The organism is Bifidobacterium pseudolongum subsp. globosum (assembly GCF_000741295.1).
GTDB classification, from domain to species: Bacteria; Actinomycetota; Actinomycetes; order Actinomycetales; family Bifidobacteriaceae; genus Bifidobacterium; species Bifidobacterium globosum.
In genome coordinates, this window is record NZ_JGZG01000005.1 from 522,953 (window position 1) to 548,981 (window position 26,029).

A 26,029-nucleotide genomic window follows, 5' to 3' on the forward strand; every position below is an offset into this window, starting at 1 on the left:
GTGGGTTGGCTGCGGTTGGGGTCACTGCAGCTTGTCGATGTAACGGTTGTTGAGCTCCGCTTCGCGCGTGCGGCGCACCTGCGTGAACTCATTGACGAGGCCTTCGAGCGTGCGCATGCCCACGTTCTCCTGATCGGGACCCAGCAGGAACTGACGCGCCTTGTCGGGCGTGTTGGCTTTCACATACGCTTGGGCCTTGCTGACGGCGACGACTCCGGCGACCACACCGAGCCCCACCCAGAACAGACGTTTGAACATCACTCCCCCTTGGCTTCTTCGACGACGACGACGGAGGCCTTGTTGGCCTGGTTCTTATGCAGGAACGATTGCGCGGTGACCTTCATCGCATAGAACGTGGAGGCCAGCTTGATGACCGGCTTGCCCAGGAACGAGCCGTAGAGGTTGGTCAATGCGCCGACGTTGTTGGCTGTGCTCGACGCAGCTGCCGAGATCTTGTTCACGTCGGTGAGCGACTTGTTGACCTGCTGCACTGTGGTCACGCCCTCATCGAGCGCCGGCAGCGCATGGTCGCCGGTCTCCTTGACGGTGTCGGCGATCTGGTCGAACAGCTTGCCAAGACGGATCAACGGGTAGATCAGGAATCCGGCAAGGATGGCGAAGGCGATCGCCGCGATTAGTCCTGCAATTTCACCAGCACCCATGGATGTGCACCTCTTTCTTGGTCACGGCATACGCCACGACGACTCTTACCCGCATTAGCGTAACCAATCACCCAGACCAGCCAAGCTCAACGCTGATTGTATGAGACGACCCGCAGCGCGGAATCAAATGGTTCGCTTGTATCGAAATCGAAGACGGTCACCGAACCGTTCGCGGGCCGTTCGCTCAGGTCGTAGCCGGCCGGCGCGAAGCGTTGCATGAGACTGAGCAACGTGTTGCCGTGCGATATCTGCAACACATGGTCGCCGTCGTGCAGGCCGGTGTTCGCGGCGATGAGCGCATACCCGCCGGCGATACGGCGCCAGTATTCGTCATCCGACTCGGCGTCGTGGAACGGGTCGGCCTCCTTGAGGAAGTCGCGTGTGGCCGCCAGACCGTACTGTGACACAATCGCCTGATAGGTCGGAGCGCCGTGTGGACCACCGGCCGCCAGCCATGCCATCGACATGTCCTGGCCTTCGTAATACCCGTAGAACTGTTCCCTGAAATGCATGTCAGACACAAGCGCAGGGCGCCTATGACCCGCCTGCTCATTGGCGTCGAGGATGCGTTCGGCGGTCGTCTGCGCCCGTGTGGTGTCCGAGCAATAGGCCGCGGCAAAATCGATGCCCGCCAGCAGGGATCCCGCATGGTCGGCGTCGGCGAGGCCAGCTTCGGTGAGCGGAGAATTGGACCACCCCTGCAGGCGGTTGTACCGGTTGAAGAACGTCTGTCCGTGGCGCACAAGATGAAGATGAATGATCATGGTTCACGATTATCGCACCGCACCGGCATAATCAATACCATGGCTTCATTTTTTATCCGGTGGCTCGTGCTCACCGTGGCGGCCGCCGTCATGGTGCTGCTGTTGCCCGGCATGCATGCCGTAGGGCAACCGCCCATTCTGGGCATCGCGGCGTTTTCGTTGTTCATGGCGTTGCTCAACGCCTCCATCAAGCCGGTCGTGCAGACGCTGGCACTGCCGTTCACCATCCTGTCGTTCGGCTTCCTCGCGCTCGTGATCAACTGGCTGTTCATGGAACTGGCATCGTGGCTTTCACTGAGCCTGTTCGATGTGGGCGTGACGATCGACGGGTTCTGGTGGGCCGTGCTCGGCTCGATCATCATGTCGATCGTCTCCGGGATCGTCAGCGCCGCGATCGGCTCGTGAGCCGCTCCCCGCTGCCGCACGGTTCCCCACAACCAACGAAGCCCCGCACATTGCGGGGCTTCGTTGTGTATGTCCTTGAACTGTATCAGTACAGTAAGTGGATCCAGATCAGCGGGCGTAGAATTCGACCACGTACTGGATGTTGACCTGAACCGGAATCTCCTCCGCTTCAGGAAGGCGGGTCAGCGTGGCCTTGAGGGAGGCCAGGTTGACGTCGAGATAGCCCGGGACCGGCGGCAGCACATCGCGGTGCGTGCCTTCGGCTGCGATCTGGAACGGCACCATGGTCTGGCTCTTCGGCTTGACCTGAATGGTCTGGCCCGGCTTCACGCGGTAGGACGGGCGGTCGACGATGTTGCCGTCCACGAGGATGTGGCGGTGCACCACGAACTGACGGGCCTGCGCGGTGGTGCGGGCGATGCCGGCACGCAGCACGAGGGCGTCGAGGCGGGTCTCGAGGTCAGTGAGCATCGCGTTGCCGGTCTGGCCGGCGGTGTGGGTGCCCTTCTCGTACACAGCGCGCAGCTGCTTCTCCGACACGCCGTACTGGGCGCGCAGACGCTGCTTTTCGCGCAGACGGACCGCGTAATCGGATTCGGCGCGGCGGCGGGTGCGGCCATGCTCACCGGGAGCATACGGGCGCTTTTCGAAAAGGCGCTGAGCCTTGGGGGTCAGTGCAATGCCGAGGGCGCGCGAAAGACGCACCTGACGGCGGGAACGCTGAACGTTCGTCATGTGTTTGTTCCTTTGGTTGTTCTGTCGTTGTCTGAACGGAACACAACGCCTGCGGCGCTGTGTTGAGCCAGCCTCTCCGATGCTTCGTCGTGCCATGCACGAACGGCGCTCATCACGCCGCCGACCCATCGACGGGCTAAGGCTCCAGACGATGCCGGTCCTGTGCGAATCGGCACCAGCGAAGTATTCTACACCGGCCCTATGGACGTGGGCCAGTCAGAGCTTTTCGATCGGCGCCACACGCAGCATGAGCCGCTTGACGCCGCTCGACCCGAAGTCCACGGTGAGCACCGAGTTGCGCCCCTTGTCCTGCGCGTCCACCACGGTGCCCAAACCGAATTTATCGTGGGTCACCTTGTCGCCGACGGCGAAGTCCTCGATGCGCAAGTGGTTGTCGGCCTTCAACGACGACGCGGGCTGCGCCGGCTGGCGCACCGGGGCCCGGCGCGTGGTGACCTTGCCGGCATGCGCCGCGGAGCCACGTACACCGGACCCGTAGGTCGAACGCGACCCGTACGACGACCCGGACCCGTACGACGAGCGTGAGCCATATGACGACCCGCCGAATGAGCTCGGGGCGTCGAACTCGTCGTCGTTCCACCCGCCGTGCGCGCCGAAGTCATGCGAGGCGTTCGCACGCCAGCCGGAGCGCATGCGCTCCATGCCAGCCTCCTTGCGCTTCCAGTCGATCAGGTTGGCCGGGATCTCGTCGAGGAACTGACTCGGCATCATTTCGGCCGAACGCCCCCACTGCGCACGTACGGCGGCGCGCGTGACGAACAAGTGCCGCTTGGCGCGCGTGATGCCCACATACGCCAGACGGCGTTCCTCGGACAGCTCACTGGTGTCTTCCATGGCGCGCGCATGCGGGAAGGTGCCCTGCTCCATGCCCGTCAGGAACACAATCGGGTATTCGAGGCCCTTGGCGGTGTGCAGCGTCATCAGCGTCACCTTGCCGGAATCCTGCGATTCATCGGGCAGCTGGTCGGAGTCGGCCACAAGCGCCGTCGTCTCAAGGAACCCGGCGAGCGTCGCGTCAGGCGTGTTCTGCTCGTATTCGGCGGCAACGGACTGCAGCTGCGACAGGTTCTCCACACGCGACTGGTCCTGCGGGTCCTGCGACTTCTTGAGTTCCTCGAGCAGCCCGCTGCGTTCGAGCACCTCGGCCACGATCTGCGAAGGCTTCGCATCATGCTCTTGGGCGAACTCACGCAGTTCCTGCATCATCTGGGCAAAGCGCATGAGCGGGTTGAGCGTGCGCGCCGTCATGCCTTCGATCTGGTCCGCGTGCGCGACGCCGTCCCAGAACGTGCCCCCGATCTGCTGGGCATGCAGGGTGACCTGCGACTCCGCGCGCGCGCCAAGGCCGCGCTTGGGCACGTTGAGGATGCGCCGCATATTGATGTCGTCGGCCGGGTTCACGATCGCCTGCAGATAGGCGAGCGCGTCTTTCACCTCACGCCGCTCGTAGAACTTCGTACCGCCGATGAGCTGGTACGGCACGCGCGCCTGGATCAGCCCCTCTTCGAGCGACCTCGACTGCGCGTTCGCACGGTACATGACGGCGATGTCGCTGTAGCGCACGCCGTCGTCCGTGTGCAGGCGTTTGATCTGCGCGGCGATCCAATGTGCTTCGAGCTGCGCGGTGTCCGCGGCGTATGCGGTGATCTGCTCCCCCGCGCCCGCCGCGGTCCACAGGCGCTTCGGCTTGCGCCCCTCGTTGTGCGCGATGACCGCGTTCGCCGCGTCGAGGATCGTCTGCGTCGAACGGTAGTTCTGTTCGAGCATGATCGTCTTCGCGTTGGGAAAATCCTGTTCGAAATCCTGGATGTTGCGGATGTCGGCTCCGCGGAACGCGTAGATGGACTGGTCGGAATCACCCACCACGGTGATCCACGCCGGCCCCACGCGCCCCGCGCCGACGGCGCCCATGTCCGCGTGTTCGCCGGCGTCCACGCCTGCGAGCTCACGGATGAGCACATACTGCGCATGATTCGTGTCCTGGTATTCGTCCACGAGGATGTAGCGGAATTTGCGGTGGTAGTACTCCGCGACGTCTGGGCAGGCGCGCAGCAGCTCCACCGTGCGCACGATCAGGTCGTCGAAATCCACGGCGTTCGCGGCGGCGAGCCGATGCTGGTATTCCGCATAGACGACCGCATACAGCTCCTCCGGATTGCCGATGCGCCCCACACGGTATCCGCGCTGCCCGGGTTTGAAGTCGGGCGCATACTGGGCGAGCATCTCGCGCGTACCCGTCAGGTTGTTCTTGTAATCCGAGATCCGCGCAAGGATCGAGCGGGGCGTATAACGCTTCACATCGAAGTTGAAATCATTGGCGATGAGCTTGATGAGGCGATCGCAGTCGGCGGTGTCGTAGATGGTGAAGCCGGATTTCAGGCCGATGCGCTCGCCGTCGCGCCGCAGGATGCGCACGCACGCGGAATGGAACGTGGAGACCCACATGCGGGAAGCGACCGGCCCGATGAGTGATTCGAGACGTTCGCGCATCTCCGCGGCCGCCTTGTTGGTGAAAGTGATCGCAAGCACTTGGCTCGGCCATGCGCCGAACTGTGTGAGGATCCAGGCGATGCGACGGGTGAGCACGCGCGTCTTGCCGGAGCCCGCGCCCGCGCCGATGAGCAGGGCCGGTCCGCGGTATTGGACCGCTTCGGCCTGCTGTGGGTTCAAATCGCCAATCAGCGCCTCTGGTGGTCGGGCGATGACGTCGGGATCTTGCTGCACGTCGCTTCCTTTCGTAGCCATGGGCCCCGGGAACAGGCCGGCTACCATATCTAGCACACCGATTGGTCACGCCCCGGCGGCACGCGTCGGCGCTGCACACCGCGGTCAGTTGCACGGCGTACAGTGATGCGACATATCACCCAACAACACGCGCACCACACTGGAGACCCTGTGCCGCCATCGGTGCCGCATTCCCAAACGGAAGGACGCAGATGCTGGAACTTGAGGAACGGATTAGGCAGCAGGGAACGGTCAAACCGGGCAATGTGCTCAAGGTGGACGCCTTCCTCAACCATCAGTGCGACGTGGCGCTGTTTGACGCCATGGGCGCGGCGTGGGCCGAACATTTCCAAGGCAAGCCGATCACCAAAATCCTGACCATCGAAGCTTCCGGCATCGGCATCGCATGCGTGGCCGCACGCCATTTCGACAATGTTCCGGTCGTGTTCGCCAAGAAGGCACAATCGATCAACCTCGACGGTGAACAGTACGTGACGCAGGTGTATTCGTTCACCAAGCAGCGTGAGTTCCCCGTGATCGTGGCCAAGAAATTCCTGTCGGCGGACGACCATGTGCTCATCATCGATGACTTCCTTGCCAACGGCAAGGCGCTTCAGGGGCTCATCGAGCTGTGCGAGGATGCCGGCGCCACGGTGGAAGGCATCGGCATCGCCATCGAAAAGGGCTTCCAAGGTGGCGGCGACCGTCTGCGCGAGGCGGGATTCGACCTTGATTCGCTGGCCATTGTCGAGTCGATGGATGCCGACAACGGCACCGTGACCTTCCGCCACTGACCGCACAGGAGGAGTCCAAGGTGAAGCAGCACCGCAGTGAAGTCTCGTTCGCCACGCTTTCGTCACTCGACGCACCCGTCTCGTTCTGGCGTGGCATCCCGTTCGGGGTGCAGCATGTGCTCGCCATGTTCGTGGCCAATCTCGCCCCCATCTTCCTCGTGGCTGCAGCAGGCCACATGAGCGCCACCGATTCCGCACGCATCATCCAGTCCGGTCTGCTTGTGGCGGGCTTGGGCACCTGCCTGCAGCTCTACGGCATATGGCGCATCGGATCGCGACTGCCGATGGTCACTGGCATCTCGTTCACCTATGTGGCCGCGGCGATCGCCATCGTGGGCCAACAAGGCTATGGGGCCGTAGTGGGTGCGGTGCTCGTCGGCGGCCTGCTCGAAGTCGCCTTGGGGCTCACGGCCCAGTATTGGGCGCGGTTCGTACCTCCAGTGGTGTCCGCCGTGGTGGTCACGTCGATTGGCTTCTCACTGCTTTCCGTGGGCGCCGAAAGCTTCGGCGGCGGCTCGGGTGCACCGGATTTCGGCAGTTGGCAGAATCTCACGCTCGGCACGGTCTCATTGGTCGCATGCCTTGCGTTCCAGCTGCTCATGAAAGGTGTGGCCAAGCAGCTTTCCGTGCTGTTCGGCCTAGTGGTGGGCTACGTGCTGGCACTGTGCTTCGGCAAGGTGGATTTCAGCGGATTCGCACACCTGCAAGTGGTGAGCCTGCCCACGTTCATGCCTTTTAAGCCGGAATTCGATTGGGGTGCCATCATCTCGATCGGTTTGCTTTACGTCGTCTCGTCCGTCGAAGTGCTGGGCGATACCGCGGCGCTGACCAAGGTTGGCCTCGACCGCGCGCCCACCGAGAAGGAGACGGCTGGCGCCATCGCAGGCGACGGCCTGATCTCGTCGGTATCCGGCCTGTTCGGTTGCCTGCCGCTGACCTCGTTCGCCCAGAACATCGGTCTGGTGGCCATGACCAAGGTCGTCAACCGCAAGGTGATCCTCTCGGGTGGCCTGCTGCTCGTGCTCGCGAGCTTCGTGCCGGCTGTGTCCGAGGTCTTCAATTCCATGCCGCAGGCGGTGCTCGGCGGTTGCACGATCATGATGTTCGGCAACATCATCCTCTCGGGCTTCCAGATGATCTCTGACGCCGGCTATACGCAGCGCAACATCACGATCGCCGCGCTTTCCCTGACCATCGGCATCGGCTTCACGCAGGTCTCGGCGATCTTCGTGCACTTCCCGCCGCTGTTCCAGTCGATTTTCGCGCACAATTGCATCGCGGTGGCGTTCGTGGTGGCGGTGGTGCTCAATCTGCTGCTGCCCGGTGAGGAACGATTCCTCACTACACCACCGCAGAAGGATTGAGGGAACCCTTAGTCGAAATCCGGCTCGTACTTGGTCTTGGCGTAATGGATCACAATCCATTTGATGACAATCGTCACCACAAGCGCGCCCGCAAGCGGCATCCAGAAGTACGTCGTGCGCAACGTCGGCAGGAAGTACAGCGCGAGCGCACCGAGGATGCCGAAAAACGTCGCGAAACTCGTGAGCGACGAGGAGAAGTCGCATAGTTTCTTCTCGGCGAGCTGGATTTCGCGGCGTTCGTCGGATTCGCTCGCGCCGAGCTCATAGATGTTGATGAGGCGCAACGCCTTGAAATTGTAGAGGAAGAGATTTGTGCGCGCCCCCATGACGAATCCGTAGATGTAGAGCCAGCACCCGGCCGCGATGCTCAGTCGAGACAGGCCGCCGACGAGGGGTGCGGACCAGGTCATGCCCCAGCGCATGATCACAGCGTGCACGCTGATGATGATGGCCGTCGCGAGGATTACGCACAGCGTGTTGAGTTCCCACCCCTGCCGGCGTGCGCGTGGAGTGTAGAACTGCTCGATGCGCCTGAACGCGCGGCAGTAGTCGTCGTGGTCCTCCGACGTGTGCTTGAGGATCGTGTATCCGATGAGGATGCCGATGATTTCGATGATGAACGTCTCCGGATGCTTCTGCACTTCCGGCAACTCGACAATCTCATGCGTCATCAATCCGATGAGCTTGTTGATGCCTTTGACGATCTCCTCAACATCCGCGGTGTTGCGCTCGGGCAGCAACGCGAAGAACCCGCCAGCCGCGAATCCGAGGATGATGACGGCGACACCTGTCGCGAGCCTGAGCGCGCGCCGTCGCATGTGCACGTCGTAGCCGAAGTAGTCACCGTGCGCGGCGATTTGCTGCAGTGTCGATTCCTGTGCTGTCGGTGTCGCGACGGCCGAACCGTCCTTCTTCGTGTCCATTGGTCTCCCCCTCCGTTCCGGCCTGTCGGTCTGCTTGCGCTCACACGCGGCGCCGCATGGCCTCCTGTAGTACAGCGTAATCGTCCGCGTCCATGTAGACCGCGCATGCGCGCTGTGGGCATGGCAACGACGCGCGACCATCGTCCGCGACGACGACGGTCGCATCCGGGTGACACATGTCGACGAACGTGCGCGAGGCGAGATGTTCGTCACGCACGTTACGCACGACCTGATCATCCGCCGTGTTGAGCACGACGTACAGCGGATGCGGTCCGTCCACCTTCCAGCACAGGGTGCGCGCATCGTCCCCCTGCTGCGGCACAATCACGTCCCCGAGCAGATGCGCGCGTGTCCACACCAGTTCATGCAGGAACGGCGTCGGTGCGGTGCCCTCGTGCGGCATGCCGTACCAGTCGCCGAAGAACACACATGGGTAGGGACTATCGCGCAACAGGATATAGGCGTACGCGAGCGGTTTGAACCACGGCTGCACCCACGATTCGAGCGCCTGCCCCGGCTGTGTGTCGTGGTTGTCCACGAATGCGCACGCGTACGCGGGTTCAATGTCAGTGAGCGTATGCGCGGCGAGCGAGCGCAGGTCATATGATGCCGGATTGTGCGAGATGTGTTCGAACGCGAAGTGCAGCGCGACGTCGAACAGCGTCATGCAATGCCCGCAATCGTCGAGGTAGCCGGTCAGCTCATCGACATCGCCGGACCAATACTCCCCCACAGCGAAATCGGGATGGTTGCCATGCTCGCGCATCGTCTTGAGCCATGGCTTGAAGAATTTCGCGTCGATGCTTTTGACGGCGTCGAGCCTAAAGCCGTCCACGCCGGTCGTCTCGGTGTACCAAATCCCCCAATCGGTCAGTTCCTTGACGACTTCGGGTTCGTTGACATCGACATCGTCGCCCATGATGTAGTCGAAATTGCCGCGTTCGTGGCTCACGTTGTCACTCCACTGCTTGCCTGCGAAGCGCATGATGCCGGTGCTGCCGTCGTTGGCGGTGTAGTCGGTCCCGGTGAAGTCACGCCAGTTCCAACGGAACGTCGAATACGTACCGTCACGTTCTGGGAAATCGTAGACGGTGTCGAGTGTGCGTTCGATCGCCGTCCTGTCGTTCACGGTACGGTCGTCGACGTCGACGACGTGCGCGGTGACGCGTTCCTCACCGTCGGCGCCCATCCTGTGGTTGAAGACGATGTCGGCGAGGACGCGCAGGCCGTGGCCGTGCAATGTGCGGATCGCGCCCAGGTAGTCGCCGCGTGACCCGTATTTCGTCGGCACCGAGCCTTTCGCGTCGAATTCGCCGAGATCGTACATGTCATAGACGCCGTAGCCGACGTCCGCGTCACCCGCCTGTCCTTTGTATGCCGGAGGCAGCCATGCCATCGTGAATCCGGCGGCGGCGAGGTCCTGCGCCTGCGCCGCAATCCAATTCCACAACCCGTGGTCGTCGGGCAGATACCATTCGAAGCATTGCAGCATCGTCTCGTGGTTGGGTGATCGTGCCGCCTTCGAGCACTGTGGCGCTTGTGTGAACTTCGGATTGTGCGACTTCCCGCAAGGTAAGCGGGCCCGGGATCATATCGGTCAGGTCGCCGGCCACGGCACCGGCGGCCAAGGCGAGCGAGACGAGCGCGGCGAGCGCCACGGTGAGGGCTCGGCGTGCGCGTGCGCGCTTCCACTGGCGCCGCTCGTCGTCCGTCAACTGCTCCACCGCGCGCCCTTCCTTCCACACGTCCGCCTGCCGGGCCCGGGCGTGCGCCCCAAGGCCTGTTTATTGCTGCAATGCCGCAAAGGAGTCCAGCGTCTGGACCACTTTGAGCATGCGGGTACGCAACAGCTTAGCGCCCAGCCATGTACCAAGGCACAGGAATACTACGCCATTGGCGAGCGCCACGGGGATGATCCACGGGTAGGCCGCGCCATTGCCGGTCGCGAAGATGACGATCGCGACGACGGCCGTGGGCAGGATGCTCGCGAGCGACGCGAGCATGTACAGGAACGGCAGGAACGCCTGCGCGGCGCCGCGCCCCTGCGGATTGGTGAACGGCTTGGCCATCGACGGCACCGGGTAGAGGACCGAGCAGTTGAACATCTCGGCCACGCCGAGCGACGCCACGGCCCAGCCCCAGCTGGCGGCGATGAACGTGAAGGCGCCCGCCAGTCCGCTTGGGCTCGACCAGTCGCCCGTGATGATGAAGGTGATCACGGAAAGCAGCGCGATGTACACCGTGTCGATGATCAGGTAGATGCGCACACGCCCCGTGCGGTCGTCGATCGCGCGCGTGCCGGCGATGACCTCCATGACGAACCCCTGGCCGTCATACGCGAGGCCGTTCGATTCGGTGAGCGACATGAACATGCCGCCGAGCAGCACGCCCATCCACACGAACCAGGATCCTATGTCCTTGTTTTCGAGCGCGAAGATCACCACGAAGAACAGCGGCATGATGTACATCATCGACTGGCGCGCGTCACGGCGCAGCAGGCTGCCCAAGCGCGCGGAGATGGCGCCGGACGGGCTGTCGGGCATGCGCGAGAACAGGCCGAGACCCTTGGCCACCTTGCTGCGCACCGCGTCGCTGCTGTGCGTGCGCTGCCAGTGCAGGCACCACTGCGACACGAGGAAGCACACGGCGCACAGCGCCAACGCGCACAGCACATGCAGCACCCAGAAGAGCCACTGGCCGTTGGCGGCGTCGAACGGCAGCATGAACGGCGCGCCCAACGGCAGCCACCCGAACACGCGGGCGACGGGGATGAGCGAGGCCGCCTCGACCGACACCTCGTTGATCATGAGGATGTTCGGCATCTGCGCCAACGCCACGAACAGCACAATGACCACGACGTAGAAGATGTTCTTGCCGGCCTGCGAATCGGTGATGATGTCGGCCACCGCCAGCAGCGCCTTCGACACGCACATCGCGGTGAGCACGATCAGCGGGGCGGCCACCAGCTGGCTGGCCACAGCCGCGGCACCGAACCCGCGGTACGCCATCGCCCACAGCATGAAGCTCACGAGCGCGGTGATGGCCGGGATGCCGGTGAGCCCTGCGAGCAGCAGGCCAAGTTGCAGCGTGCGGTCCGGAATGCCGTAGGGGGCGAACTTGTCCATGCTCATCGTGGAGTTCTCGCCGATGAACATGGCCTGCAGCAGCGCCACGAACAGGATGCCGGCGGTGCCCGCGAGCGGCATGATCACCGGCAGGTACGGCCATACGTCGTGCGCCATGCCGTGGCCCACGGCGAAGGCGAGTACACCTGTGCCCACCACGGTGCCGGCAGCGAGCAGATAGGCCAGCACATAGGCCACGATCTGCCACGGTGATGTCTTGAGCGCGGCGTTCGTGAGGGCCCAGCGCAGACGCACGAGCGTCCACGGCGTGGCGGAGGTGGTGGCCGGTTGCGTTGCCGGTGCGCTCATCGCCGCACCTCCCCCGCCGGCGTCTGCGGCACGGCAGGCGCCGGTTGGCCGTCTGCGCCGCCGTCGAGCCAGGCGATGTGCGCGGCGCCATGGCGGCCGCCCACAAGCTGCAGGAAGCGCTCTTCGAGGTCCTCGCCGGCGGCGACCTGCGCCACGGTGCCCGCAGCCACGACCTGGCCTTGGTTGACCACGGCCACATGGGTGCACATGCGTTCCACGAGCGCCATCACATGCGAGGAGATGACCACGGTGCCGCCGGTGTGCACGTAATCGACGAGGATGTCTTTGATGTTCGCGCTCGACACCGGGTCGACCGATTCGAAAGGCTCGTCGAGCACAAGGATGCGCGGGCTGTGGATCATCGCCGTGGCCAGGCAGATCTTCTTGGTCATGCCGGCGGAATAGTCGCGCACCATGATGTTCGCGGCGGCCGTCAGGTCGAACGCGGCGATCAGGTCCTTCGCGCGGGCCGCGGCCTCGGCGCGCGGCATGCCACGCAGCATGCCTGCGTAGACCACCAGCTGCATGCCGGTGAGTGTGGGGAAGATCTGTTCGGGCTGCGGCATGAGGCCGATCAGGCGTTTGGCGGCGTTCACGTCCTGCCATACGTTGTGCCCCAGGATCATCGCCACACCGCCGTCCGGCACCAGCAGACCGGTGAGCATGTTGATCGTGGTGGTCTTGCCGGCGCCGTTGGGGCCGACCAGGCCGTAGAACGAGCCGGTGGGGATGTCAAGCGACAGGCCGTTCACGGCCACTTTGTTGCCGAAGCGTTTGAACAGGCCTCGGATTGAAACGGCCATGGCGGGGTTGGGCTGCATGGCCGGGGGCATCGGCGCCTGGACCGGCGCCATGGGTGCTGGAGTGGGTGCTGCGGTAGGGGTTGGAGTGCTCATACTGTCCGTTTCTTCCGGTTCGTCCGGCTTCAAGGTCATATGGCACCTTAGCAAAGCACCCATGGGCCCACCCGTTTGGGTTCACGAGATGGAACGGCGTACGGGCGATTTACTGCGCAGCGGATTCCACCGCGTGCTCCGCCGACGATTCCACCGCCGGCTCCGCAGAACCACCCTTGTGCTCGATCGGCTTCCATTCCGCCTTGGCGAACACCGCCTGGAACGAAATCGGCACATAGCTGAGCATGTAGATCGGGAAGCTCAGCACATAGGCGAACAGCTCCTTGTTGGTGGCGCCGATCTGCTTGCGTTCCACCACGATTGTGAGCGCCGCCAGCGCCATCATGAAGATGATCGAATAGACAATGCCATTGACCCAGTTGAACAGCGAACCGAGCTGGCTCTGCCACGTCACGAATCCGAACGCGGCGTAGATGGCGCCCAGCGCGATGCGGATCATCGTCAGCAACGTGAACGGGCACAGCAGCAACGTGAAGTCGATGGCCGCGAAATCGCGTTCCTTGATCGCGCGGCGCACCAAGGCGGGGCCATAGTAGCGGAACACCTGCAGGAACCCTTTGCTCCAGCGCAGGCGCTGGCGCCAGCTCTGCGCGAAGGTGACCGGCTGCTCGTCGTAGAGGATCGCCGTGCCCACATACCCAATGCGGTCGCCGTGCAGCAGCGAATCCATCGTGAACTCGAGGTCTTCGGTGAGCAGGTGGAACTTCCAGCCCTTGTTGCGGCGCATCACACTCTGCGAGAACATGAAGCCCGTGCCACCCACATGGCAGCTGTTGCCGAGCCACATGCGCGAGGCGCTCAGGAAGCGCGATTCGCGGATGAACCACAGCGCGGAACCCGACGACACCCAGTTTTCGGAAAGGTTCACCGAATTGCGGTAGCTTGTGAGGATGCGGAAGCCGGACTGGAAGCCCTTGTTCATCTCTTCAAAGTAATGCTCGTCGAGCCGGTTGTCGGCGTCGAACACAAAGAACGCGTCATAGGCGTCGGCCGCGCGCGATGCAATCATCGTGTTGAGCAGGTAGGTGAGCGCGTAACCTTTGCCGATCTGCGTCGTGTCAAACCGCTCGACCACGTTGCCGCCCAGGTCGCGCACCACTTGCGCGGTGGAATCGGTGCAGTTGTCCGCCACGACCCAGATGTCGATGAGGTCGGTCGGGTAGGACTGCAGCTGGATGTCGCGGATCAGATTGCCGATCACCGCCTCCTCGTTGCGCGCCGAGATCAGCACGGCGTAGCGTTTGTCCATTGGGGCCGCCGGGAAGACGACCGGTTTGGCGAACAGCGAGATGAGGATGCACAGGGCCTGATAGCCCATGCCCACGCCGCCCACGACGATGAGCAGGATGTCAAGAATCGTCAGTAACAGCATCAGCGCCAGCGGCTCCTTGGGTTGTCCGTCGCACTGTCTTTGCCTGCGTCGGCGGAATCCTCACCCGACGCGCCGGGGTGCCCGTCTTCGTCATGGGCGGCGCCTGCTGCGTCTGCGGACTGCGCGCGCAGGGCGTCCAAACCGCTGCCGTGCGGTGTGTGCTGCGCGTCGAACACGTTCTTCGGAATCGCCACAGTCGGCAAATCCTCGCTCACCGGCTGTGTGGCGTCGTCGGGGTAATCGTAGACCTGGTGCTGCAGTTCCTTGATCTGGTCGTCGAAGGTCACATGCCCGCTCGACCCCTTGGCCTGGCGCGGGATGCGGTCGCTCACCGGCTTGATCACATGTTCGTTGATCGCATCCGCCGCCTCGACCATCTTCGACTTCTTCTTCGGCTTGGGATCGTTCATCAACGGCATATCCACAAGCGGGTAACGCTTCATCGAGACCTTGAGCAGCACTTGGATGCTCGCGGTGATCGGCAACGCCAGGAACGCGCCCAACGCGCCGAACAGCGAGCCAAAGAGCAGTACGGTGAGGAACGCGATGCACGGGTTGAGATCCATGGTGCGTTCGGAGATCTTCGGAGAAAGCAGCAGGTTCTCAATCTGCTGGTAGACGGTGATGAACACGACGACGCCAATGCCATAGCCCAAGCCGCGCTCGCCCCATGCGAACATGACGGGCAGCGCGCCGCCGATGTAGGTGCCGAGTGTCGGCACGAACTGGGAGACGACGCCACAGAACAGCGCGAGTGGCAGCCAATACGGCACTTTGATGATCATGAGGAACACCGCCGTGCACGCGGCATTGATCGCGGCGAGGATCGAGCGGGAGAACAGGAAGCCGGAAATCTGGTCCTGGACCACGGTCCACACCATCAGGAACCGGCGTTGCGAATGCGGGGCAATCCACTGGCACAGGCTGCGGCGCAACTTGGGGCCGGCGATCGAGATGTAGAATGCGACCATGATCGCCGTGGTGAAGTTGAGGATCTGCCCCAGCACGCCCATGGTGGTGCTCACGGCCTGGCCGGCGAAATCGGTGACCCACGACCCTTTCACGTTCTTCATGATCTCGCCGCCCAGATCGTTCATCTCAGGCAGTTTGAACTGTGTTTTCTCGGCGATGAGCGCGGCGAACTGGTTGTACAGGTCCGGCAGTCCCTTGACCATCGAGATGAGCTGTTGCACGAACATGTTGCCGAACAGGCCGAGCAACACAACCACGATGACGAGGAGTCCCACGAGACAGGTGACCGACGCCACCGCGCGCTTCCACCCGTGCTTGATCAGGCGTATGACGAGCGGTTCGACCGCAAGAGCAAGGAAGAGCGCGATGATGATGTCGAAGACAATGTAGGTGATCTTGCCCCACGAGGTGAAGGCGAACCACCCCAGATACACGGCGATCACGGCATAGAACAGCGCCCGCCCATACCATTCGGGTGGCCTGCGCGGATCGCCCTTCGACGGGAACAGCGAATTGACGTCCAGTTTCTTCTGATTGTTCGCGCTCTGTTCGGTCATGCCCCTTATTTAACCACAAACCGTCACTGGGAAATCCGGCATTGAGCCAGTTGGGCGGCCTGTGGTCCGTATTGCACGCGCACAGTGAACAAGCACATCGCGAGACTATATATATGAACGCCGTGTACGGGCGCACACATATTCTAGAGCATATGTTGAATGTATCGATTATCATCCCCACGTGGAATGAGCAGGACCGCATCACCGATTGCCTCGACAACGCACTCAGGCAGACGGTCATGCCGCACGAGGTCATCGTGGTAGACAACCGATCCACCGACAACACCGTGGCGATTGTGCAGCAGTACATGCAGGAGCACCCCGAGGCGCCGATCCGCCTGCTCCATCAGGACGAGGAGCAGGGACTGATTCCTACGCGCAACTACGGGCTGAACCATGCGACCGGCGACGTGCTGGGCCGTGTGGATGCGGACTGCATGCTCAAACCCGACTGGGTCGAAGTGGTGTCGGGCATCTTCACCGAGGATTCCGAGGCGATGGGAGCCACCGGCCCTGTGACGTATTATGATATGCCCGCACGCCGCATGGCGCTGCGCGGCGATGATTCCGTGCGCCGACACACCTACCGCGCGGACGGCGGCGAAGTGCTGCTGTTCGGCTCCAACATGGCGTTGCGCGTCTCCGCGTGGAAGCTCATTGCGAACGAGGTGTGCCTCGACAAAGAGGATGTGATGCACGAGGACATCGACGTCTCGCTGCACCTGCTTGGCCGCGGTCTCAAGACGGTGTATTCGGAGCGCATGATCTGCGGCATCTCGGCGCGCCGCATGGACACGTCGTTCAAGTCGTTCCGCAACTACATGAAGCGGTTCAAGAACACCTTCGAGGCCCACCCGCAGCATTGGCGCAGCCACAAGTCCGAGCGCACGCTGTATTTGATGTACCCGTGGCTGCACGCGCTGTTCCCCGTCTACCAGCAGTACCTGAAGGCGAAGGACATCAATCCGGCCGTGCGCATGTGGTTCCGTGAGCAGGTGAATCTGGCCCGCCGTGAAGGCGACAATCTGGATGACCTGCCGGGCATCGAGGAGTTCATCAGCGAAGTCCCCACCGACATCGACGGCATCAGCGAGGTCAACGAGGACATCCCGACCGATGCCGAGTCCGAAGCCCCACAACCGGAGCCTGTTTCCAAGATGTCCAACTGACGGGGATTTCCCGTGCCGGTGCCCGCGTGGTCAGCATGATTGCGCGGGCACCGTTGTATGCTCCCTCACACGATGATCATCGGCTCACCGGTCTCCATGTCCGTTCCAGTGTGCGCGGCTGGCACCTCGAGGCACCAGCCATCATATCGGCAATTCAGGCAGACGAGCTTGCGCGAATACGGCGTATGCGCAGACCAGAACATCCGGGAGAACTTGGGCCGGAACACCGTATGGCAATTCGGGCACAGGTACGCCACCGAACGGAAGTAATACACCGATATCCCCACGCCCAACAGCACGATGGGCACCAGACCAATCACGAATGGGACCCAATTGCCGGTCATGATCCAGATGGCAAGCAGTGCGATCTCGAGGACATCCATGACGCCGCCGACTACCAGCATCGTGCCATGAATCCGCTTGAGTCCGGTTTTCCTACGCGTCACGAATGCCGCATCGGAGAACGCATGCAGGTCGGTGCGGTCGCAATCATCGACCCGCCCGAGGGTCTTGCGCAACGCATCGAGCGTGCGTAGACGTGACTGGTCCAGCTCGATCTGCTTGCTCAGCTGCATGCGCTGGGCGGCAATGAGCGAATCGATGTATGCGGAGGATTGGTCATCGGCTAGCAAATCAGCGATCTGGCTGATCGAGAATCCCAGTCCACGCAGGAACGTGATCACGGAAAGGCGGCGCACGTCCTGCTCGTCGTACAGACGCCGCCCACCGCTGCTCACCTCGCTCGGCACGAGCACGCCGCGGTTGTCGTAATACTGTACGGTGCGCACCGAGACGCCGCACCGTTTCGCCAATTCGCCGGTGGTGTATTGGGTTGGGGTGTATTCGGTTGTCGATTCGGTCATGGTGTTGCTCCATCCATGCTGTGTTGATTCGGGTTGACGAGCGGACGGAGGTGCCGATTCGACCACCCCACCGGCCCGCATGGCCCCGAATATGGCATATGACGCCGCGTCACAAGCAAATCGACACGCCGAAAAGCTAGGATGTTCCGCCGGCGGAAACAAAAAACCTCCCGCCTACATGAGGCGGGAGGCCGATGGTGGCTCCGAGCGGCATCGATCCGCTGACCTAACGATTTTCAGTCGTTCGCTCTACCAACTGAGCTACAGAGCCAGAACAATCCACATCAACAACTGTGAGTGGACTTCGCGACCACGACCGGACTTGAACCGGCGACCTCCGCCGTGACAGGGCGGCGCTCTAACCAACTGAGCTACGCGGCCTTGGACCACTGGAGAACGAATCTCCGTGACCAAAGCGACCACGACCGGACTTGAACCGGCGACCTCCGCCGTGACAGGGCGGCGCTCTAACCAACTGAGCTACGCGGCCGTTGCTTCCTAGTGAGAACCTCACCGGGACAACAGATGTATATAATACTCAAACGCCCCTTAAGCGCAACTCACGGCGTGTCGCCTACACCGTGGCCGCACTCAGTGCGCCAGATCCACCTGATACGTGACGACCGACGCCGGCGAAACCTGGAACGGCAACGTTGCGGCATCGGGCGATTCGACACCTTCGCGGTATGCCGAATAATCGGAGTCATAGTCGGAATCGAAGTCGAGCATGTCGCATTCGTCTTCGTCGCAGACCAGGCAATCGCCGTTGTGACAGACCGTGCACTTGCCGTTCTTACACACCGTGCCGTTCACATTGCTCCATTCGGGGTGGTCGGAGACCGCGTTGACCGCCCAGAACACCAGCCAGATGCTCAGCACGGACAGCACGGTCATCACCGCGCCGATCACAATGCCCGCAATGGCCATGCCCTTGCTCTTCTCGTGTGATTTGTTGATCTGCACAAGCGCGATGATCGAGATGATCAGGCCGGCCGGGGCGATGAGGAACGACAGGATGAAGCCTACGATGCACATGACGTTCCACTTGTGCTGCGGTTCCGCCATGCCATACATGCCCTGCGGCGGCATCTGGCCGTACGGCGGCTGCGGCACCGCCGGGGGAATCTGCGTCTGCGTGTACTGCGGCGTCTGCTGTCCACCATACTGTGGCGCGTCGTACGTCTGGCCATATGGCTGTGCACTCGGCTGACCGTACTGCGGTTCGGCGTAGGTCGGCACAGGCGTGGGTTCGGTGTTGTAGGGTTCCTGCGCGGAGCCCTGTGGGGATTCGTTCATCGGTTCTTGACCGTAAGGGTACTGTTCTGCCATAAAAACCACAGTGTAACAGTGCACTCTGGGTGGTTCCATACAATCGACCATACCGCGCATCACGCGCATCTCATATGCCGGAACCGTAATCGGTAAGCACCTCCTCCCCCATATGCGCGCTTTATTGCCGTAAGAGGATACCCGCCCCACGGCACGCAAAACCCCGTACGGTGGAACGTAGCGGTCCATCAACGAAAAGAGGCAACCATGGCAAACGACGACGAGACCATCGACAGGCTCACCGACGAAGAGCTCGACGAACTGACGAGCCCTGATGACAATCCGGACGAAGCCGATGTGGAGGATTCCGAGCACAACGTGAACATCGCCGCGATCATCTGCGGCATCGCGGCCGGCATCCTGTTCATCGGCGCCGGCATCTGGCTCTACTGCTATCTGCGCGACAAGCACAACGAGTGCACGCTCTCGCGCCAGATCAAGCAGTTCAAGGGCGACGTGAAGCACATCACCAAGGAAGCTGACCCAAAGCGTCTGGCACGCAACGCCGAAGTGCGCCACGCGATGAACACCATCTCCGATTATGTGCACGACATCCCGGGACATGTCGAGGACGCCGCCTCGCGCGTGCGTGACGCGATCACCGACTGACCGGCACAGCCCAATCCATATGCGATCGCACAACCATTCGGGGTTTGTGCGACTCACCGCTGTGATGCGGACAGCCGCACACACCCCGAATGGTGCATCGTGAATCGGATGCGGGCAGCGTCATACACATCGGTGGCGCGCTCGCACGGCCGGCCCTGCTGGTCATAGGCCACACGGTTGATCCGCAGTGTCGGTGCGCCAGCCGGCACATGCAGGCGGCGCGCCGCCGCCTCGCAAGCCGGCGCATAGTCGAGCGTCTCATCCACGCGCTGCGGTCGGATCTTGTATTCCTGTTGGAACAGCCCGTAGAACGACATGCTCAGGTCACGGTTGAGGAACCCCGGGAACAGATATGCGGGCAGATGGTTCGTCTCCACAGAGAGCGGGGCATCGCCAAGCATGCGCAGGCGTGTGACCGCATACACCGTCGGCCGGTCCGCGGGCAGCCGCAGCAACCGCATATCGGACGCCGATGCCGGCGCCACGACGGCGCTGAGCACAATGGACTGGAGCGCCCATCCCTGCCTCTTGGCGATCTGCGTGAGTGATTCCACAGTATTGAGATTGCGTTCCAACCGGCCGTCGGAGACGACGATGCCACCGGCACGGCCGATTTTGCGCACAATCTCGTGATTCGATTCGAGTTCGGCGAGCGCCACGCGCAGATTCGAACGCGAGACGCCAAGCAGTTCGGCGAGCGCGCGCTCGGTGCCGAGTTTTTCACCCGGCATGAGTTCGCGTTGCGCAATGATCTGCCGCACAACGCGCACGACGTCTTCGACGTTCGTGCGCGTGGCGGTGGTGGAGTTGGGTTGCTCCATATTACAGACCGAGTTCCTGCAGTGTGTCGGTGAAGGCACTCATGAACCAGTCCACGTCCTGCTCGCTGAACACGAGCGGCGGGCGCAGTTTGAGGATGTTGCCGAACCGGCCGCACACCGACGTGAGCACATGGTGCGCGCGCAGTGTCTCGAGAATGTCGAGCGCGGCGGCCTGATCGGGGTCCTTGGTGCCCGGCTTGACGATTTCGCAGCCGATGTACAGGCCGGCCCCACGCACGTCGCCGATGCACGGGTGGGCGGGCATGAGGTCGGTGACCGCCTGCTTGAACACCGCGCCCACGCGCTTGGCGTTGCCCATCGTGTCTTCGCTGCGCATCACGTCGAGCGTGGCCTGCGCTGCGGCCATGCACACGGGGTTGCCGCCGAAGGTGTTGAAGTACGGGATGGAGCCGGCGAATGGCTCGAGCACTTCCTGTCGTGCGGCCATGAGCGACGTGGGCAGGCCGTTGGCCATCGGCTTGCCGCTCGTGACCAGGTCGGGCACGATCCCCTGCCGTTCGAACCCCCAGAACGCGTCGCCGGTGCGGGTGAACCCCGGCTGCACTTCGTCGGCGATCCATACGCCGCCCAGTTCGTGCACGGTGTCGATGACCGGCTGCAGATAGCCGACCGAATCGGGATAGACGCCATCCGACGAGAAGATCGAATCGGCGAGCAACGCCGCGAACCTGATGCCGTGGCGGTTCATGTCGGCCACGGCTTTTCGCACCTCGGCCGCCATCCAGCCACCGAATTCCTCCGCTGTGCAGACGCTGGCCGGCTTGCCGTCGATGGACAGGCGGTATGTGTCGGGCGTCGGGATCATGCGCATGGTCAGCCCCAGATCCTGCGCGGTGCCGAGGGCCGGCGAGAGTTTGGAGGTGAGCGCGGAATTGCCGTGGTAGGCCTCGGCCGTCACGATCACACCCTCGCCACCGGTGTAGGCCTGCGCCACGCGCACGGCCAGATCGTTCGCTTCGGAGCCGGTGCACTGAAACATGATGCGGTTGAGCTCGTCAGGCATCGTGGAGAGGATATCGTCGGCGTAGTTGAGGATGTTCTCGTGCAGGTAGCGCGTATGCGTGTTGAGCAGTGAGGCTTGGCGGGCAATCGCTTCCACCACGCGCGGGTGGGCGTGGCCGACGGAGGCGACGTTGTTGTAGACGTCCAGATACTCCGTGCCGTCGGCGTCCCACACATGCGCCCCCTCGCCTTTCACCAAGTGCACAGGCGTGCGGTAGAACAGGCGGTATGCGGGGCCGAGCACATCGCGTTCCTCGGTCAGGCGGCGTGTTTCGGGGTCGAGAGCCGCCGCCATCTCGGGGCGGAAGCTGTTGGTGTCCATGATGGTGGAGCGAGTTGCCATGGCCATGTCTCCTTTATTGGTTCACAAGTGGTGTTGGTGGTGTGCGGCGTCAGTCGTGCGTCTTGTATGCCGCGGTGCCGCCGGAAGCCGCGAACTCCTCTTCGGGTGAGAGCACAAGGTGCTTGCGTCCATAGAGCGCGAAGAACACGGTGGCGGCCACGTAGATGCCCACCATCACATACACGGCGAGCCGGTAGTCGGGGTTGAGCAGCACGGCCACGAAGATCGCAAACGAGAGCAAACCGGCCACGACCGCACCCGGCACACCGAAGCGGCTGACGAATGGGCGCTTGATGTTCGGCATGTTGCGACGAAGCAGCACGTACGAGACCATCTGCAGCAGGTACGCGAGCACCGCGCCCCACACGGCGATGTTGAGCACCACGGAACCGGCGCCCTCACCGCCGTACGCGATGATGAACAGGGCGGCGAATCCGATCACCGCGCCGACGACGAGGCCCCAGTACGGCGTCTTCTTCTTGCCGGTGAGCGAAAGGAATGCCGGGTAGTAGCCGGCGCGGCTCAGCGAATACAAGTTGCGGCCGTACGCGAACGTGATGCCCTGCACCGAGGCGAGCAGTCCGATGAGCGCGAACGCGGAGAGCACCGCCGCAAGATTGCTCGGCAGCACTGCGCGGAACCCGTCAAGCAGTGGTTCGTCCGACCCGCTCAGCGCGGCGGCGCCCATGACCGAGGGGTTGAGGAAGACGACGACGAGCGCGCTGATGCCGAGGGTGAAGATGCACAGGCGCGACGACTTGGGGATGTTGCGTTCGGGATCGCGCACCTCTTCGGCGGCGAGCGGCAGCTGTTCGATGCCCAGGAAGAGCCACATGGCGAACGGCATCGCGAAGAAGATGGCGCCTACGCCAAAGGGAAGGAACGCGTTGTTGCCGGCGGTGGGCGCGATGTCGAACAGCGAGGCGAAGTCAACCGAGCCGCTGAACACGGCGCTCACACCGAAGAACGCGACGATAGCGAGCGCGGCGATCGACACGACCTGCGCGAAGCGGAATGATGTTTCGGCGCCGACCCAGTTGAGGGTCACGAAGATGGTGTAGATGACGAGCCACCACACCCACTGGTACCCGGCGCCAGTGAGTGAGAAGCCGGTGAGATCGGAGAGGATCGCGTCTGCGTAGGCGGACGAGAAGTAGACGATGGTGGCCGCGGTCATCACATATTCCACGGTTTCCGCCAGCCCGGTGAAGAAGCCGCCCCACGGGCCCATCGCGGCTCGCGCGAACGAGTAGGCGCCGCCCGTGTGCGGCATGGCGGACGCCATTTCGCTGATCGAGTTGAGCATGAGCACGTACATGACGTAGACCACGATGGCGGCGATGAGGAAGCCGCCCCATCCGGCTTGGGCGATGCCGCCGTTCCATCCGGAGAAATCTCCGGAGATGACGGCGGAGACGCCGATGGCCCACAGGCCGAAGGCCCCCGCGGTGCGCTTGAGTTGGCGCTTCTTGAAGTAATCCTTGTCGGTGGCCACATAGGTGACCGACCCAAGGCCGGTTCCTGAAATACTGGACGATGACATGGTGATCGCCTGCCTCTCGATTGTCGGTATGCGTTATTGCATGGATTCCTACTGTGTTGGTTGGGTTATTGGTTGTTTGGTTGGGTTGTTGGATGGATTGGATGGTGAGTCTTGGGTGCGGCTACCGCAGCAGCCACTGGGCGTCCGCGAGGTAGTTGCGCGCGCATTGCACGGTGCCGGCGGCCTGTTCGGCGGCCAATCCTTCGGGCAGCGCGTCTTCGCGGTGGTTCGTGGTCCAGCCGAGCATCTGCAGGCGGCGGATCATCGAGAGCGCCGACATGACGTGCAGTTCCTCGGAAGACATCGGCCCAGCCACGCTCACGTACCCGTCGAGCCAGGCTTTGGCGAGCTGCGGGGCGTAGAGCTTGTGTTCGACGAAGCTGAGCGACGAGGCGTAGTCGTAGAGGTACCAGCTGTAGCCGGCGTCGTCGAAGTCGATGACGGTCAGGTCGCCGTTGTCTGCGCGGATGATGTTGCTGGGGCGCAGGTCGGCGTGGATCAGACCCCATGTGTGGCTGTTGCGCGGGTAGGTGTTCATCACGGCGAGCGCGGCGTCGAGCGCGCGTTCACACAGGTGGCGGTCGGCGTCGCTCAGGTCTGCGGTCTCCCAGCGGCCCCAGCGCGGGGACGCCCCCACCATGTCGCTGATGCCCCAGTTGAACCGTTTGAAACCAAACGGCTGGTGCCAGTGGCGCGACTGCTCGTGGAACTTGGCCGACCATTCGCCGATTGTGCGGTAGTACTGCGAGGGGTCGTCGAGGTCTTCGAGCACAGTGCCCTCCACGAATTTCGTGGAGACGACCATCCAGCCCACGCCGTTCAGGTCGCGGATCTTCGTGACGAATGTGCCACGCACGGTCGGCACGGGGTCGATGAGACGCACACCGTCGATTTCGTGCAGGGCGGCGAGCCATGCGATTTCGGAGGCGACCGCTTCCGGGCCGCCCACATACCCTGGCTGCGAGACGCGCACGACGCCTTCGGGCCGCCCGTCGAGCAGCAGCACGAATGTCGCGTTTTCCGAGACGGTGATCAGATTGAGTTCGGCGCGCTCGGGTTCGATGCCCCACGCGCCGCACACCCCGCGAAACAACCAGTGCGGGGCCGGGGCGCCTTTCGTCAGGTCGCTGAACGTGCTCAGCGAGACCACGTCCACAGGATTGTCGAGCAGACTCACGATCGCTTGCATGATGACCTCGTTTCCTCGATGCCGCCGCCTCTGCCGTGCGGGTTATCTCGATTCTGCGCGTTGCGGCGTTTCCACTCGCCCGCCCACGGTTACAAGGCCGTAAAGAAAACCGGCATGCAGATTAATGGCGTGTTACGCTGCCCCCTGCGCGCGGAACACCGCCATGCCGGCATGCGCTTGATGCCACATACAAAAACGGTGCCGCCGCTGCAGGTCTGCACCCACAGCGGCGGCACCAATCACAGCGCCAATGCAACGCCTTACATCAGGCTGCGGTAGATCTCCAGGATATCCTCCTGCGTGGCCTTGCGGGGATTGCCCGGCGTGCACACGTCGGCGAACGCGTCCGCGGCAAGCGGCTCAAGGTCCTCTTCGGTGGCGCCCACTTCGCTGATCGTCGTCGGGTTGCCCAAATCCCGGGTGAGCTGGGCGACGGCCTGCACGGCCTCGTCGCGCACATGCTCCAGGTCTCCGGTGTAGGCGTCCTCGACACCGAACGCATCGGCGATGTCGCGGTACTTCTCGCCCGAATAGTCCTTGTTGTACTCCATGACCGGCGCAAGCAGGATGCCGTTGGCCACGCCATGCGCCACACCGAGGCGGCCACCGAGCGGATGCGCCATGCCGTGCACAAGGCCCAAGCCCACATTCGAATACGACATGCCGGTGATGTAGGAGGCATAGGCCATCTGTTCACCCGCGTCTTTGTCACCCTCCACGCTCTTCGCTAGGTTCTGGGCGATCATGCGGATCGTCTGCATCGACAGCGCATCGGAGAGGTTCCATGCGCCCGGCGTGATCACGCTTTCGATGGCGTGCGTCAGGGCGTCGAGACCCGTGGCCACCTTGAGGCCTCGCGGCATGCCGTCGGTCAGGTCCGGGTCCACGAACGCCACGACCGGGATGTCGTGCGGGTCGACGGCCACGAACTTGCGCTTGTTCTTCGTGTCGGTGATCACGTAGTTGATCGTGGTCTCCGAAGCAGTGCCGGCGGTCGTCGGCACGCCGAAGATCGGCACGCTCGGGTTCTTGGTGGCGGCCACGCCTTCAAGCGAGAGCACGTCGGAGAACTCAGGGTTCGTCACCACAATGCCAATGCCCTTGCATGTGTCTTGCGGGCTGCCGCCGCCGAGGCCGATGAGGAAGTCGGCGCCCGACTTCTTGAACTCCTCAACACCGTGCTGGATGTTCTCGACCGGTGGGTTCGGCTGCACATCGTCGAAGATCTCGTAGGGGATCTGCGCCTCGTCGAGCACATCGGTCACTTTCTTCACCGTGCCGTTCTCCACGAGCACGGGATCGGTGACAATGAACGCCTTCGTGAATCCGCGCGCCTTCGCCTCGGTCGGAATCTCCTTGATCGCACCCCTGCCAAAATACGCGGTTTGGTTGAAAATCATGCGGTAGACCATGTCTGCACTCCTTTTGGGAACCGGGTCGTTGCTTCACTGGAACGACTGCTGCCCAGTCTAGCCAGCCCGGCACGCCGGCGCCCA

23 protein-coding genes and 3 tRNA genes are annotated in these 26,029 nt (G+C 62.9%); 5 read left to right on the forward strand and 21 right to left on the reverse strand.

The genetic code is table 11. From position 1 onward, the window contains the following. Positions 1-21: 21 nt before the first annotated feature. The 3 genes from BPSG_RS04475 to BPSG_RS04485 all read right to left on the reverse strand — a co-directional run bounded on the left by BPSG_RS04475 (position 22) and on the right by BPSG_RS04485 (position 1,426). Complete coding sequence (locus BPSG_RS04475; RefSeq protein ID WP_026643158.1) at positions 22-258, reverse strand: hypothetical protein; 237 nt, start codon at positions 256-258, stop codon at positions 22-24. Then, positions 258-662, reverse strand: coding sequence for a DUF948 domain-containing protein (locus tag BPSG_RS04480; protein ID WP_026643159.1), 405 nt, complete (start codon positions 660-662; stop codon positions 258-260). The genes BPSG_RS04475 and BPSG_RS04480 overlap by 1 nt, the downstream gene beginning before the upstream one ends. An 86-nt stretch (positions 663-748) precedes the next feature. Then, the gene (locus BPSG_RS04485) at positions 749-1,426 is read right to left on the reverse strand and encodes a histidine phosphatase family protein (RefSeq protein ID WP_026643160.1); all 678 of its coding nucleotides are present in this window, start codon (positions 1,424-1,426) and stop codon (positions 749-751) included. A gap of 39 nt (positions 1,427-1,465) precedes the next feature. Here BPSG_RS04485 and BPSG_RS04490 point away from each other — a divergent pair, with 39 nt between their 5' ends. Next, entirely contained in the window at positions 1,466-1,831 is a 366-nt protein-coding gene (locus tag BPSG_RS04490) for a phage holin family protein (RefSeq protein ID WP_022857628.1), read from the forward strand. A gap of 108 nt (positions 1,832-1,939) precedes the next feature. Here the strand turns inward: BPSG_RS04490 and rpsD are convergent, their stop codons facing one another. Together rpsD and BPSG_RS04500 are read right to left on the reverse strand one after the other, a co-directional pair. Then, positions 1,940-2,566 carry a 30S ribosomal protein S4 gene (gene rpsD / locus BPSG_RS04495; protein WP_022857629.1) on the reverse strand — a complete coding sequence of 209 codons (627 nt, stop codon included), beginning with the start codon at positions 2,564-2,566 and terminating at the stop codon, positions 1,940-1,942. Between the two features lie 216 nt (positions 2,567-2,782). Then, positions 2,783-5,311, reverse strand: coding sequence for a UvrD-helicase domain-containing protein (locus BPSG_RS04500; protein WP_026643161.1), 2,529 nt, complete (start codon positions 5,309-5,311; stop codon positions 2,783-2,785). Between the two features lie 212 nt (positions 5,312-5,523). Here BPSG_RS04500 and BPSG_RS04505 point away from each other — a divergent pair, with 212 nt between their 5' ends. Together BPSG_RS04505 and BPSG_RS04510 are read left to right on the forward strand one after the other, a co-directional pair. Further along, positions 5,524-6,105, forward strand: coding sequence for a xanthine phosphoribosyltransferase (locus BPSG_RS04505; protein WP_022857631.1), 582 nt, complete (start codon positions 5,524-5,526; stop codon positions 6,103-6,105). A gap of 20 nt (positions 6,106-6,125) precedes the next feature. Then, complete coding sequence (locus BPSG_RS04510; protein ID WP_026643162.1) at positions 6,126-7,469, forward strand: nucleobase:cation symporter-2 family protein; 1,344 nt, start codon at positions 6,126-6,128, stop codon at positions 7,467-7,469. An 8-nt stretch (positions 7,470-7,477) separates the two neighbouring features. Here BPSG_RS04510 and BPSG_RS04515 read toward each other — a convergent pair whose 3' ends face one another. From BPSG_RS04515 to BPSG_RS04540, 6 genes are all read right to left on the reverse strand, one after another. Continuing rightward, complete coding sequence (locus BPSG_RS04515; protein WP_236822918.1) at positions 7,478-8,392, reverse strand: transcriptional regulator; 915 nt, start codon at positions 8,390-8,392, stop codon at positions 7,478-7,480. 40 nt (positions 8,393-8,432) lie between these two features. After that, positions 8,433-9,884: an alpha-amylase gene (locus tag BPSG_RS04520; RefSeq protein WP_034879012.1), complete on the reverse strand. Its 1,452-nt coding sequence runs from the start codon at positions 9,882-9,884 to the stop codon at positions 8,433-8,435. A gap of 292 nt (positions 9,885-10,176) precedes the next feature. After that, entirely contained in the window at positions 10,177-11,826 is a 1,650-nt protein-coding gene (locus BPSG_RS04525; protein WP_051592141.1) for a hypothetical protein, read from the reverse strand. Further along, positions 11,823-12,722 carry an ABC transporter ATP-binding protein gene (locus tag BPSG_RS04530; RefSeq protein WP_371836334.1) on the reverse strand — a complete coding sequence of 300 codons (900 nt, stop codon included), beginning with the start codon at positions 12,720-12,722 and terminating at the stop codon, positions 11,823-11,825. Before BPSG_RS04530 ends, BPSG_RS04525 begins: the two co-directional genes overlap by 4 nt. Before the next feature lie 109 nt (positions 12,723-12,831). Then, positions 12,832-14,115: a glycosyltransferase family 2 protein gene (locus BPSG_RS04535; RefSeq protein ID WP_026644196.1), complete on the reverse strand. Its 1,284-nt coding sequence runs from the start codon at positions 14,113-14,115 to the stop codon at positions 12,832-12,834. Continuing rightward, on the reverse strand, positions 14,115-15,644 hold the full coding sequence (locus BPSG_RS04540) for an AI-2E family transporter (RefSeq protein ID WP_080699298.1): 1,530 nt from the start codon (positions 15,642-15,644) through the stop codon (positions 14,115-14,117). Before BPSG_RS04540 ends, BPSG_RS04535 begins: the two co-directional genes overlap by 1 nt. 152 nt (positions 15,645-15,796) lie before the next feature. On the opposite strand from BPSG_RS04540, the gene BPSG_RS04545 reads away from it, so the two are divergent. Continuing rightward, entirely contained in the window at positions 15,797-16,813 is a 1,017-nt protein-coding gene (locus BPSG_RS04545) for a glycosyltransferase family 2 protein (protein WP_026644197.1), read from the forward strand. A 65-nt stretch (positions 16,814-16,878) separates the two neighbouring features. On the opposite strand, the gene BPSG_RS04550 is transcribed toward BPSG_RS04545, so the two are convergent. From BPSG_RS04550 to BPSG_RS08305, 5 genes are all read right to left on the reverse strand, one after another. Continuing rightward, positions 16,879-17,676, reverse strand: a complete 798-nt coding sequence (locus BPSG_RS04550) for a MerR family transcriptional regulator (RefSeq protein WP_051592143.1) — start codon at positions 17,674-17,676, stop codon at positions 16,879-16,881. Positions 17,677-17,871: 195 nt separating this feature from the next. Then, positions 17,872-17,947 (reverse strand) — tRNA-Phe (locus tag BPSG_RS04555). A 36-nt stretch (positions 17,948-17,983) separates the two neighbouring features. Next, positions 17,984-18,057, reverse strand: a tRNA-Asp gene (locus tag BPSG_RS04560). A gap of 35 nt (positions 18,058-18,092) precedes the next feature. Further along, positions 18,093-18,166, reverse strand: a tRNA-Asp gene (locus BPSG_RS04565). Between the two features lie 101 nt (positions 18,167-18,267). Next, positions 18,268-19,005: a DUF4190 domain-containing protein gene (locus BPSG_RS08305; RefSeq protein ID WP_051591997.1), complete on the reverse strand. Its 738-nt coding sequence runs from the start codon at positions 19,003-19,005 to the stop codon at positions 18,268-18,270. 207 nt (positions 19,006-19,212) lie between these two features. Here BPSG_RS08305 and BPSG_RS04575 point away from each other — a divergent pair, with 207 nt between their 5' ends. Continuing rightward, positions 19,213-19,614 (forward strand): hypothetical protein, encoded by a 402-nt coding sequence (locus tag BPSG_RS04575; protein WP_026643603.1) that lies wholly within the window; start codon positions 19,213-19,215, stop codon positions 19,612-19,614. Positions 19,615-19,667: 53 nt separating this feature from the next. Here BPSG_RS04575 and BPSG_RS04580 read toward each other — a convergent pair whose 3' ends face one another. The 5 genes from BPSG_RS04580 to fucO form a co-directional block, all read right to left on the reverse strand. Next, positions 19,668-20,435, reverse strand: coding sequence for a GntR family transcriptional regulator (locus tag BPSG_RS04580; RefSeq protein ID WP_034879015.1), 768 nt, complete (start codon positions 20,433-20,435; stop codon positions 19,668-19,670). 1 nt (position 20,436) lies between these two features. Further along, a complete protein-coding gene (locus BPSG_RS04585) occupies positions 20,437-21,801 on the reverse strand; it encodes an aspartate aminotransferase family protein (protein WP_026643601.1) in 1,365 nt (454 codons plus the stop codon). 49 nt (positions 21,802-21,850) lie between these two features. Further along, positions 21,851-23,344, reverse strand: coding sequence for an amino acid permease (locus BPSG_RS04590; protein WP_026643600.1), 1,494 nt, complete (start codon positions 23,342-23,344; stop codon positions 21,851-21,853). Between the two features lie 121 nt (positions 23,345-23,465). Then, positions 23,466-24,533, reverse strand: a complete 1,068-nt coding sequence (locus tag BPSG_RS04595; RefSeq protein WP_236822936.1) for a phosphotransferase enzyme family protein — start codon at positions 24,531-24,533, stop codon at positions 23,466-23,468. 260 nt (positions 24,534-24,793) lie between these two features. Further along, complete coding sequence (gene fucO / locus BPSG_RS04600) at positions 24,794-25,945, reverse strand: lactaldehyde reductase (RefSeq protein ID WP_026643598.1); 1,152 nt, start codon at positions 25,943-25,945, stop codon at positions 24,794-24,796. Positions 25,946-26,029: the final 84 nt, after the last annotated feature.

Excerpts from the sequence above, each read along its gene's own strand:
- BPSG_RS04475 (WP_026643158.1), bottom strand. The coding sequence starts at position 258 with ATGTTCAAACGTCTGTTCTGGGTGGGGCTCGGTGTGGTCGCCGGAGTC.
- BPSG_RS04480 (WP_026643159.1), bottom strand. The coding sequence starts at position 662 with ATGGGTGCTGGTGAAATTGCAGGACTAATCGCGGCGATCGCCTTCGCC.
- BPSG_RS04485 (WP_026643160.1), bottom strand. The coding sequence starts at position 1,426 with ATGATCATTCATCTTCATCTTGTGCGCCACGGACAGACGTTCTTCAAC.
- BPSG_RS04490 (WP_022857628.1), top strand. The coding sequence starts at position 1,466 with ATGGCTTCATTTTTTATCCGGTGGCTCGTGCTCACCGTGGCGGCCGCC.
- rpsD (WP_022857629.1), bottom strand. The coding sequence starts at position 2,566 with ATGACGAACGTTCAGCGTTCCCGCCGTCAGGTGCGTCTTTCGCGCGCC.
- BPSG_RS04505 (WP_022857631.1), top strand. The coding sequence starts at position 5,524 with ATGCTGGAACTTGAGGAACGGATTAGGCAGCAGGGAACGGTCAAACCG.
- BPSG_RS04515 (WP_236822918.1), bottom strand. The coding sequence starts at position 8,392 with ATGGACACGAAGAAGGACGGTTCGGCCGTCGCGACACCGACAGCACAG.
- BPSG_RS04520 (WP_034879012.1), bottom strand. The coding sequence starts at position 9,884 with ATGCTGCAATGCTTCGAATGGTATCTGCCCGACGACCACGGGTTGTGG.
- BPSG_RS04525 (WP_051592141.1), bottom strand. The coding sequence starts at position 11,826 with ATGAGCGCACCGGCAACGCAACCGGCCACCACCTCCGCCACGCCGTGG.
- BPSG_RS04530 (WP_371836334.1), bottom strand. The coding sequence starts at position 12,722 with ATGAGCACTCCAACCCCTACCGCAGCACCCACTCCAGCACCCATGGCG.
- BPSG_RS04535 (WP_026644196.1), bottom strand. The coding sequence starts at position 14,115 with ATGCTGTTACTGACGATTCTTGACATCCTGCTCATCGTCGTGGGCGGC.
- BPSG_RS04540 (WP_080699298.1), bottom strand. The coding sequence starts at position 15,644 with ATGACCGAACAGAGCGCGAACAATCAGAAGAAACTGGACGTCAATTCG.
- BPSG_RS04545 (WP_026644197.1), top strand. The coding sequence starts at position 15,797 with ATGTTGAATGTATCGATTATCATCCCCACGTGGAATGAGCAGGACCGC.
- BPSG_RS04550 (WP_051592143.1), bottom strand. The coding sequence starts at position 17,676 with ATGACCGAATCGACAACCGAATACACCCCAACCCAATACACCACCGGC.
- BPSG_RS08305 (WP_051591997.1), bottom strand. The coding sequence starts at position 19,005 with ATGGCAGAACAGTACCCTTACGGTCAAGAACCGATGAACGAATCCCCA.
- BPSG_RS04575 (WP_026643603.1), top strand. The coding sequence starts at position 19,213 with ATGGCAAACGACGACGAGACCATCGACAGGCTCACCGACGAAGAGCTC.
- BPSG_RS04580 (WP_034879015.1), bottom strand. The coding sequence starts at position 20,435 with ATGGAGCAACCCAACTCCACCACCGCCACGCGCACGAACGTCGAAGAC.
- BPSG_RS04585 (WP_026643601.1), bottom strand. The coding sequence starts at position 21,801 with ATGGCAACTCGCTCCACCATCATGGACACCAACAGCTTCCGCCCCGAG.
- BPSG_RS04590 (WP_026643600.1), bottom strand. The coding sequence starts at position 23,344 with ATGTCATCGTCCAGTATTTCAGGAACCGGCCTTGGGTCGGTCACCTAT.
- BPSG_RS04595 (WP_236822936.1), bottom strand. The coding sequence starts at position 24,533 with ATGCAAGCGATCGTGAGTCTGCTCGACAATCCTGTGGACGTGGTCTCG.
- fucO (WP_026643598.1), bottom strand. The coding sequence starts at position 25,945 with ATGGTCTACCGCATGATTTTCAACCAAACCGCGTATTTTGGCAGGGGT.